The sequence below is a fragment of the Desmonostoc vinosum genome (assembly GCF_059505385.1).
This window is the reverse complement of record NZ_JCACKM010000202.1, coordinates 1-10,499: the sequence shown is the minus strand read 5'-3', so window position 1 is coordinate 10,499 and position 10,499 is coordinate 1. Positions and strand designations below refer to the sequence as shown.

The following is a 10,499-nucleotide window of genomic DNA, read 5'->3' as shown; positions in this document are numbered from 1 at the left end:
TAGCTTCGCTTAGAGCGACACAGGAGCGTCGCGTCATTACGAATTACGAATTACCAAATCTCTCCTAATGATTATCCAGCCAACAACAACAAGCAGCGCACCGAGGACAAGAAAGCCCAAATCCCAAACTAACTGATTAGGCCCTGGTTTAACATGATGAATACCGAGAATTTCATGGTCTATTATTCCTTCAACTAAGTTGAATACACCACTACCAATCAGTAACGACCCAATAAAAGTTTGTGATGACCAAACGACATCATCACGTCCCCCTGCTCGCCATAGCAATATTATCCCGGTGACAGTCAGCAACCAGTCAAAAGCATGAAATAAGCCATCCCATAACATGTTTAAATCTATATTTTCGCTACTGGTGAGAGGTCGAATATTGGTGAGCATATGATGCCACTGGAGGATTTGATGCAGCACAATTCCATCAAAAAAACCTCCCAAACCCAGACCAAGAACAATTCCAGCGGCAATCAGCGGTGTAAGTTCTTTAAGCGTTCCACTTTTTGCCTCCATTGTCAACCTCACAAACAGACTTTTGCACCAAATATAAAATACCTAAAGAGCAATATCTTCTATCTTGAGGTTAATGCTAGCGCTCAATCAAAAGTACACAATTCCCTGTTAGCATCAACGGGCATCATAGAAATTAACATATAAAGAGCAATTTTCAAATGACCATTTACTTTTATAAGGTTTGGCAGCCTTATGGCTGTTTTTCTAACTTTTCTCCCCACGGAATTCAAATCGAGGGTACTTACTGGGCAACAGTTGAGCATTATTATCAAGCGCAAAAATTTGTAGGTAGCATGGATGCGGTAATCATCCCCGTCATACATGCTGCCGCTACCCCAGAAGAAGCTGCTGCATTGGGACGTTGCACCACTCGCCAACTCCGTCGAGACTGGGATTTGGTCAAAACTCAAGTCATGCGAGCAGCTGTTCTCAAAAAGTTTCTTGCTCACACTGAAATTAAAGAAGTTTTGTTGACCACAGGTGATGAGGTTTTGGTAGAAAACTCTCCCACAGATTATTTCTGGGGCTGTGGTAGCGACCATACAGGTCACAATCATCTCGGTAAAATTCTCATGAGTGTACGTGAAGAAATTCGCAAATTAATGTCTCTAGCAGTAATTTAGGCTGAGGGCTGGGGATGAGGGGGATGAGGGGGATGAGGGAGATGAGGGAGTGAGCGAGAAAGATAATTACCCAGTCCCCAGTCCCCAGTCCCCAGTCCTCAGTCCCCAGTCCTCAGTCCCCAGTCCCCAGTCCCCAGTTTCAAAACTTAAACATTGGCTGAGCAATTACTAAATTCAATTTGAAGTTTGTTGTAAATTACAGTAGCAAAACAAATAAAATATTGAGAAACAATGCATCCACAGAAATTAAATAAAAATCATTTTAAAAGTAAAGTTTAGTTGCAAAAAAATCCCCTTTCATCCACAGATGATAATCTAATAAATGAAGCTACTAAAGCTTCCCTGGCAGATACAACAGCTGCATGGAAAATCTAATATGAGGTAAAGACGCTGTTTAATTTAAATCTGTCTCGCCAAAACACAGCAACACCCAACGCGAAAACTGATATTTCCTTAAATGTTGAAAATTAGGGGGCGCTGTCACTAGTTTTCATTACTTGTTTAAAAGAGTGGTGAGAGGTAGTACATCCCTGGCTAGGATAAGCAAGGAAAGGAAATGAACTCAGCGAGTAGATGTTTGGGTGTTGTTGCTTTAGATAACTAGGTGTAAGCTTATACAAAGTTGAATAACAAGAGACAGTTAAAATAGCGCCTTATGTCAATTATTGCGCTCAGAGCATGGTATCTTCAGGATTATGAGCCGATTCCAGAATTGGAAAAACGCCCACCAGACATTCGTTTAAGTAAAAAAAGCCTGCTGAAGTCAGCATTGCGAGCAGACTTTCTAGAAGATAGTGACGAAGTTAAGCAATCAACTTGGTTTGGGCGTTATCTAGAAGGAGAGAGTATTGAATTTTATATTGAGGGTAGTGGTGCTTATTGCGTAGCTAACATTGACTTGATTAGTCATGAGATATATTTCACTAAGCAAGCGGTGTTATCTCAGTTAGAGCCAACAATTTTTTTATGCTACCAAACTGAGTATGTCGCAGCGAGTGATGTTTTGAGAGAAGAATTGCAGAAAAGTTTGACAACTTTAAACCTGCGATCGCGTTTTCCTCTATCCTTAATAGAGTCTTATCGTCCTAGCGATGCTCCTCTGCGGCTGAACCGTACCCTCATGCGAAAAATCCGTAAGAGTTTGTTATTTATCGCCGACACCACACCCATTGCTAGCATAGATAGGAAAGAAAGCCCCCTATTGATTCCCAGTCCCAATGTTTGTGTTGAAATTGGCTACGCTATTCAAAGTAAGCGCTCTGAACAGATTTTACTAGCCCAAATGCAACGTGCAGACTTAGAGGGACAAATTACCTTTGACTTACAAATACAGCAACTTTTGCAATTTCAAAACGGTAAAGAACTCAATAAAATACTGACAACAGCCATTGAAATGCAACTTGCCCGTTTTAAATTGTTTTAAGAGCAAAGCCAAAAGACATAGTTGAAGTAGTTTAAACAAGTCTTAACCCTACGCCTAAGCAAGCTAGCAAGAGCATCTGCGACAGGAGAAGCATTACAAATTACAAAATTATTTTGTCAGTAAGTGGATACAAATAAACATAACCATATGATGTTTACTAAAAATTAACCCCAACTAAGTAATCACAAAGATTCGGGATGATTTTTACTGCGATCGCAATAATACATAATATTGTTATCTATCAGAATGTTCTCCTTTGAGTAAGTCATCTATGCAACCGACAAGTGCTATTTTTACTAAAACTTGGGCAGTGTCAAAGTTTTTCATAGTTTTATGTTAACGGTCAATAGTCCAAAGTTAAAAACCTTGATTTTAACCATTCGCTTTTGAATTTTGACCACCCTCGTAATTGTTGAAACAGTTTTTTAAGATTTTATTAAGTAACAGTATATACTTTTAACATAATGTTGAATATAATGCTACAATCTCCCAAGTGTTAATTGATGCATAAATTAAAAAGAACTTAATTATTACAATCTAAATTGAGTAACAAAAATAGCAGACCTCATTGAACTTAGGAATAAGTTCGATAAATTCTGGCTGTCTTTACAGAATTTACAAATAGCTCATGCACATTCTGATTTATTCCTATAACTATCATCCAGAGCCAATTGGTATTGCTCCTTTGATGACTGAACTAGCAGAAGGACTAGTGCAAAGAGGTCATCAAGTGCGGGTGATTACAGGAATGCCTAACTATCCTCAGCGCCAGATTTACGATGAATATCGGGGTAAATGGTATTGTAACGAACAGAAAAACGGTGTTACCATCCAGCGTAGTTATCTGAGGATTAAATCTAAACCCAACCTCTTAGACAGATTGCTGCTAGAGTTGAGCTTTGTTTTCACAAGCTTGCCCCAAGCTCTCAAAGGTGAACGACCTGATGTGATCATTTTAACAATTCCACCTTTGTTAATTACGATGCCTGCAACCATAATTGGCTGGTTTTACAACTGTCCAGTAGTGCTGAATGTGCAAGACATCTTACCAGAAGCTGCCGTGCGAGTCGGTTTGCTCAAAAATAAATGGATGATTCGATCACTTGCAGCTCTAGAAAAATTTGCGTATCGAACTGCTCACACTATTAGTGTAATTGCCGATGGCTTTAGCGATAACTTAATCAATAAAGGTGTACCCCCTAAGAAAATTGTTTGTATTCCCAATTGGGTAAATATAAATTTCATTCGTCCCTTACAGCAAGAAAATAATCCTTGGAAATCAATTCACCAACTAGATGGCAAATTTGTAGTACTATATTCTGGCAACATTGCTCTGACACAAGGTTTAGAGACAGTCATAGAGGCAGCAGTTTGCTTACGTCAGATTCAAAAAATTGTCTTTGTGATTGTTGGTGAATCCAAAGCTTTGCAAAGATTACAGCAATATTGTTTATTAAACGGGGCTGACAATGTATTGCTGCTACCATTACAACCGCGAGAACAACTACCCCAGATGTTTGCAGCAGCTGATGTTGGGTTAATTGTGCAAAAACGTAATGTGATTTCTTTTAATATGCCTTCTAAAATACCATTGTTGTTGGCAAGTGGTCGTCCAATTGTAGGTTCAGTTCCTGCCTCTGGGACTGCTGCCAAAGCTATCAAACTTAGTGGTGGGGGTATAGTTGTTGAACCAGAATCACCAACAGCTTTAGCAGATGCTGTAGAAGCTTTATATAGTAATCCTAATTTAGGAGCAAAGTTAGGTAATATCGGTAGGCAATTTGCTGTAGAAAACTATTCTTTAGAACAAGCACTCGATAAGTATGAAGAGCTATTTTCTGATGTCGTAGCCAACCAAGCATCAGATTTAAATATCCTGTCAAAATTGAATTCTAATTTTTTTGGATGAAAGTTTCCATACATAAATACAGAAACTTGAAGTTGAGAAATCTAGCAACTTAGTAGAGAGTTGCTGTAAGTCATATTCTATACTCAGTAGCCAAGAAGTTGCCCAACGTGGCAAAGAACCCCACCACAAGAGTATCCCTGCCAAAGTTGAGACAGAAGAGAATCTTGGCAAAATTGTCTCAATTAAAGCAATGGGATATCTTTTACCAAAGTGGATAGGAAGTTTTCGTGATCTGCCGTTAGTGAGTATAATTCTCGTACTATATACCAATCTTCTCTACAATGTAGTTATAATGCAAGCAAGTACTTACATATATCTCAGTAAGTACTTGCTAGACTGTTAAAAACATTCACTTAAATTCATGTCTTAACTAAAAATACTGGGTTGCCATTTCCCTACCACATCCGATGAATCCATGCATGGAAAACTTAAAAGAAAAATGGCTAAAAGACTCTTCAGATAATGGTTTTCCATCTGATTCTGATGTGGATTACCAAAATTGAAAATTATAAAAGAGAAAACGAAGATGCCTCATCCTGAGTTTCCTGAGTCCTCGGCTCCCCCTGAAACAGAACAGCCTGATGTGAATGATTATAATCAGGCTCAACAACAAAGTTCACTCCCACAGCCGGGAAAACTGTCTAAGCCAGGTAAAAAGCAACGTTGGTCTCTAATCGTGGGAATCATTCTCTTGATTACAGGTCTTGGTTTGGGTTGGCGCTGGTGGCAAACTAGCAGAGCTAGTGATGCACCTACAAATGGGGCAATTAAACCTATGGGAGTTCCCGTTAAGTTGGCAACTGTCAAAAGTGGAACCATACAGGACGCTTCGCAGTTTGTTGGCACATTAGAAGCACCCCGCTCAGTAGAATTAAAGCCAGAGGTGGAAGGGCGAATTACCCAGATTTTCATTAAAGAGGGTACTCGCGTTAAACAAGGGCAAGTGGTTATTCAGATACAGAGTGACGATGCCCAAGCTCAACTACTAAGAGCTAAAGGAGAACTAGAACAAGCTCGTGCGCGTCTTGCCGAACTCAAAGCAGGTACTCGTCAAGAGCAAATTGCCCAAGCTAAAGCTACTTTAGCCCAAGCCCAAGCTCGCTTGAAAGATGCTCAAGCCGGAGCGCAACCAGAAGAAATTGCTCAAGCAGAAGCGCAAATCAATTCAGCGAAATCTGATGTGGAATTAGCACAGTCACGAGCCAAGCGATACGAACAATTAAGAAAAGACGGTGCTGTTTCTCAGGATGCCTTAGAAGGATTTATTAGAGAACAGCGTAGTGCTGAAGCTGCATTAGTTGCCGCCCAGAAACGCTTAGAGCAACTGCGTCAGAGCAGAACCTCTGATATTAGTGAGTTAACCGCAGCTTTAGAACAACAAAAACAAAATTTAAAACAACTAGAGAACGGCCCGCGTCCAGAAGAGATTGCTCAAGCCCGTTCTCAAGTAACTCAAGCAGCAGCTCAAGTTAGAACAGCAGAAGTTCAACTCCAATATACAAAAGTTCTAGCTCCTTTTACGGGTATCGTTGGTGATATTCCTGTCAAGGTAGGCGAGTTTGTCGACAAAGGAGATAAACTCACCACACTTACTAGAAACGATGCTTTGGAATTAAATTTCTCAGTTCCACAACAAGAAGCTAAACGCTTACGCTTAGGATTACCAGTACAAATGGTAGATGCTCAAGGCAAACCCACAGCAACAGGTAAAGTAAGTTTTATTGCTCCAAATATTAGTTCAGATACGCAAACTATTTTAGCTAAAGCTACCTTTGCTAATTCTGGGAGTCAACTGCTTGACCTGCAAAGAGTAAATACTAAAGTCATTTGGGATAAACGTCCAGGAATTCTAATTCCAGTCACAGCAGTATCTCGCTTGGGTGGGGAAACTTTTGTCTTTGTAGCTCAAGCAGCAGAAAATCCCAAGCCAGACACACCACCACTAGTTGCTCTACAAAAACCCATCAAGTTAGGAGCTATTGAAGGGAATAATTATCAGGTTCTTACAGGATTGAAAGCTGGTGAAAAAATAGTAGTTTCTGGCATTCTCAATCTTACTAATGGCGTTCCCATAACTCCTGCGCCTGAAAACAAGGAGTAGGGAGTGGCTCTTATGGGTAGGTTTTTTAGATTTCGCGTTTTGGTTGACGCAAAGACGGGGAGACGCGGTGAGACAGCGAGTAAAGGAGGGTTTCCCTCCGCAGGCGACTGCGTTAGCGCAGCGTTAGCGAGCTTGCGAGCGTCACCCGAAGGGGGACGCAAAGAAAGATTTCGGAACGAAAAAATAGGTTTTTTCAGACTGAATATGAAAAACCTACCCTTGAAAGGTAGGGAGTGGGGGAAGATGTGGTTCGACTCCGCAGTAGTTGAATCTCGACTTCGCTCGATTACCGCGTAGCCGAAACTCACCAACCGGGAGATGAGGAGAAGGGTATGCTCAGCGACTGAGGGTGAGGGAGTGAGGGAGAACTTTTCTCTGTGTCCCTGCCTCCTCTTCCCCGTTGCCAATTACGAATTACGAATTACGAATTACAAAAACCATGTTTGTTGATTTTTTTATCAAGCGACCGGTTTTCACTTCGGTCTGTGCTGTGATTATTCTGTTATTAGGAATAATCAGTATTCCCACATTACCAATCGCTCGCTTTCCTGATATTTCTCCTACACAAATTAGTGTTACTGCTAACTACAGTGGTGCTAGTGCTGAAGTTGTGGAAAGCGGGGTGACCAATATCCTCGAAAGACAAATCAATGGGGTTGAAGGTCTAAAATATCTCACTTCTAGTAGCAGTAACGACGGTAGTAGTAGCATTACAGCTACCTTTGATTCATCACGAGATAAAGATATTGCTGCTGTTGATATCCAAAATCGGGTTTCTGTTGCTGAACCTCAATTACCAGAAACTGTACAGCGCACAGGAGTTAAAGTTACTAAGCAATCCAGTAACATTCTCTTAGCAATTGGTTTGTTTTCTAAAAATAATCAATACAACAATACCTTTTTAAGCAACTACGCCGACCTTTATTTAGCAGATGCCCTAAAGAGAGTTAAAGGCGTTGGCGATGTGCGAATTTTTGGTGAACGCCGCTACGCCATGCGTCTGTGGTTAGACCCCAACCGACTCGCCAGTCGCGGCTTGACGACTGAAGATGTTACCAGTGCGCTTGCTGAACAAAACTTGCAAATTGGTGCTGGGAGAATTGGGCAAGAACCAGCCCCTAAAGGACAAAGATATCAAATTGATGTGCGTGCTGCCAGCCGACTGACAGAAGTATCGGAATTTGAAAATATTGTTCTGAAAACAGACAATAATGGTACATTAGTCAAGCTAAAAGATGTTGGTAGAGCTGAACTAGGTGCAGAAAATTACAACTCATTTCTGCGGTTTCGTGGTAATGAAGCTGTAGGATTAGGTATCTATCAAAGTCCTGGGAGTAATGCTTTAGATGTAGCTAAAGGAGTCAAAGCAGAAATCAAGCGATTGGCCCAAAGTTTTCCACCTGGTTTAGAACAGATAGTAGCTTTTGACACAACCACCTTCGTGCAAGAGTCTTTAGCAGAAGTTGTGAAGACATTAATCGAAGCAGTAATATTAGTTGTAATTGTCATTTTTGTCTTTTTGCAAGACTGGCGTACCACCTTAATTCCGGCGTTGACTATTCCCCTAGCTCTAGTGGGTACGTTTGCCTTTGTGAAGGTCTTTAACTTTTCGATCAATAGTTTGACCTTGTTTGGTTTGACTTTAGCATCTGGGATGGTGGTTGATGATGCGATCGTTGTAGTTGAGCAAATTAGCCGTTTTATTCAGGATAAAGGGATTAATCCCCGCCGCGCCGCCAGCGAATCAATGGCGGAACTTTTTGGTGCAGTAATTGCTACTTCCTTGGTATTGATGGCGGTGTTTGTGCCGGTGGCATTTTTTCCTGGAACTACAGGGGCACTTTATCGGCAGTTTGCGTTAACCATTGCCTTCTCCATTGCCATTTCGACATTTTTGGCTTTAACCTTGACACCTTCGTTGTGTGCGCTGTTACTGCGTCAAGGACAAAAACCTACAGGTTGGATTGGTTGGATTTTTGACCAAATAAATCGCTTTTTAGACTGGGTAAATCTAGGATATCAGCGATCGCTCACCTTTCTCATACGCATCAAAAGTATAGTTATCGGTCTATTTATCGTCTCCTTGGGAATGACTGCTTGGCTTTACACCACCGTCCCCACAGCATTTCTCCCAGAAGAAGATCAAGGTTATTTCCTCACAGTCATTCAAGGGCCACAAGGAGTTTCGCTACAATATACCAGCGACGTGATGGCTAAGGTAGAAAAAGAAATTCTCCAAATCCCAGAAGTAGGGGGAACCTTTGCTGTGGGGGGCTTTGGTTTTGGTGGTAGCACAGCTAATAGCGGTATCATCTTTACAAATTTAAAATCTTGGGGCGATCGCCCGCAAGCCAATCAATCAGTACAGGCAATTTTGGGTAAATTGCAAGGAAAGTTATCAACCATCCCAGAAGCGAGGATTTTCCCAGTCAATCCTCCAGCCATTCAAGGGTTAGGTAACTTTGGCGGCTTTGTCTTTCAACTGCAAGACCGCAGAGGTAACAGCGGCTTAGATGATTTGGTGCAAACAATGGGACAACTACTAGGTCGCGCCAATCAAACACCAGGACTACAAGCTGTATTTAGCACCTTTGCCGCCAATACACCACAACTATTGGTAGAAGTAGACCGTAACAAAGCCAAGGCATTGCAAGTTTCTGTAGACGATATCTTCACTACCTTACAAACTGCTTTGGGGTCGCAATACGTTAATGATTTCAATCTCCAGCAGCGCAACTATCGAGTATACGTGCAAGCCGATGAACAATTTCGTTCTAATCCTCAAGATATTGGTCAAATGTACGTGCGTTCCCAACAAAATCAAATGATTCCTTTGAGTAATTTAGTTAAAGTTACTCCCACTACCGGGGCGCAAACAATTAACCACTATAACTTGTTCCGCTCAATCGAAATCAATGGTGCTGCTGCTCCTGGTTTTAGTTCTGGAGATGCGATTACAAAAATGGAACAAATAGCTCAAGCAGTTTTACCACCAGGTTATGGTTATGAATGGTCAGGAACTGCATTAGAAGAATTAGAATCTGGAGGGTTAGCACCACTCATTTTTGGATTAGGATTGGTGTTTGTATTTTTGGTACTGGCTGCTCAGTATGAAAATTATATAGACCCAATTATTATTCTGTTGTCAGTTCCCTTAGCTATTTTTGGGGCACTTGTAGCGCAATCAATGCGGGGCTTTGCTAATGATGTTTACTGTCAAATTGGTTTAGTAATGTTAATTGGTTTGGCGAGTAAGAATGCGATTTTGATTGTAGAATTTGCCAATCAATTAAGAGAGCGAGGACTTTCAATTACCAAAGCAGTAATTGAGGCTTCACAAGAACGTTTACGCCCTATTTTAATGACTGCGTTTTCTACGCTTCTGGGTATTTTCCCCTTAGCTGTGGCTACAGGTGCCGGTGCGGGAAGTCGCCAATCTTTGGGAACAGCAGTATTTGGTGGTATGTTCATCGCTACTTTTTTGAGTTTGTTTATAGTGCCAATCTTGTATATTGTCATTAAGACATTTACTGAGCGATTTATGAAACCAAATCAGCATCAAACATTGGCAGCACAGACAGATTCTTTAAATGGCAAAAATACCGCCCAATCCTTAGAAACAGACGAGCGATCGCGTCAATTTTGATTCTCAGATAACCTCTGTAGAGATGCTGCAAATAGGGCATCTCTACATCTGATTTTTTCAAGGGGTAAAAGTTACAAAAATTCAATGTTTTTTCAGCTTTAACGTTGCTTGTAAGTGGAAACGTAAAATATTAGGTGTTGCTCCCAAAGAAGGATGGTTTATCTTAACAAACTTAGAGACTCTTGAATTGGCGATCGCAGCCTACAAAAAAGATTCGATATTAGACTTCTTGCAAAAATACTTGAACCGTCAGAGACTCAAGTCTCTGCCTA

The 10,499-nt window shown here is 41.0% G+C and carries 6 protein-coding genes and 1 pseudogene; 6 read left to right on the top strand and 1 reads right to left on the bottom strand.

Features of this window, described 5'->3' with window-relative positions:
• Positions 1-36: 36 nt before the first annotated feature.
• Complete coding sequence (locus tag AC5JMF_RS24460; RefSeq protein WP_495798303.1) at positions 37-525, bottom strand: DUF2243 domain-containing protein; 489 nt, start codon at positions 523-525, stop codon at positions 37-39.
• 158 nt (positions 526-683) lie between these two features.
• On the opposite strand from AC5JMF_RS24460, the gene ybiA reads away from it, so the two are divergent.
• From ybiA to AC5JMF_RS24430, 6 genes and pseudogenes are all read left to right on the top strand, one after another.
• A complete protein-coding gene (gene ybiA, locus AC5JMF_RS24455) occupies positions 684-1,148 on the top strand; it encodes a riboflavin biosynthesis intermediates N-glycosidase (protein WP_495798302.1) in 465 nt (154 codons plus the stop codon).
• 655 nt (positions 1,149-1,803) lie between these two features.
• On the top strand, positions 1,804-2,571 hold the full coding sequence (locus AC5JMF_RS24450; RefSeq protein ID WP_495798301.1) for a hypothetical protein: 768 nt from the start codon (positions 1,804-1,806) through the stop codon (positions 2,569-2,571).
• 628 nt (positions 2,572-3,199) lie between these two features.
• The gene (locus tag AC5JMF_RS24445; protein WP_495798300.1) at positions 3,200-4,480 is read left to right on the top strand and encodes a glycosyltransferase family 4 protein; all 1,281 of its coding nucleotides are present in this window, start codon (positions 3,200-3,202) and stop codon (positions 4,478-4,480) included.
• A gap of 526 nt (positions 4,481-5,006) precedes the next feature.
• Entirely contained in the window at positions 5,007-6,581 is a 1,575-nt protein-coding gene (locus AC5JMF_RS24440) for an efflux RND transporter periplasmic adaptor subunit (RefSeq protein ID WP_495798299.1), read from the top strand.
• A gap of 439 nt (positions 6,582-7,020) precedes the next feature.
• On the top strand, positions 7,021-10,227 hold the full coding sequence (locus AC5JMF_RS24435; RefSeq protein ID WP_495798298.1) for an efflux RND transporter permease subunit: 3,207 nt from the start codon (positions 7,021-7,023) through the stop codon (positions 10,225-10,227).
• A 52-nt stretch (positions 10,228-10,279) separates the two neighbouring features.
• Positions 10,280-10,438: pseudogene (locus AC5JMF_RS24430) on the top strand (IS4 family transposase); the annotation flags it as partial.
• Positions 10,439-10,499 lie beyond the last annotated feature (61 nt).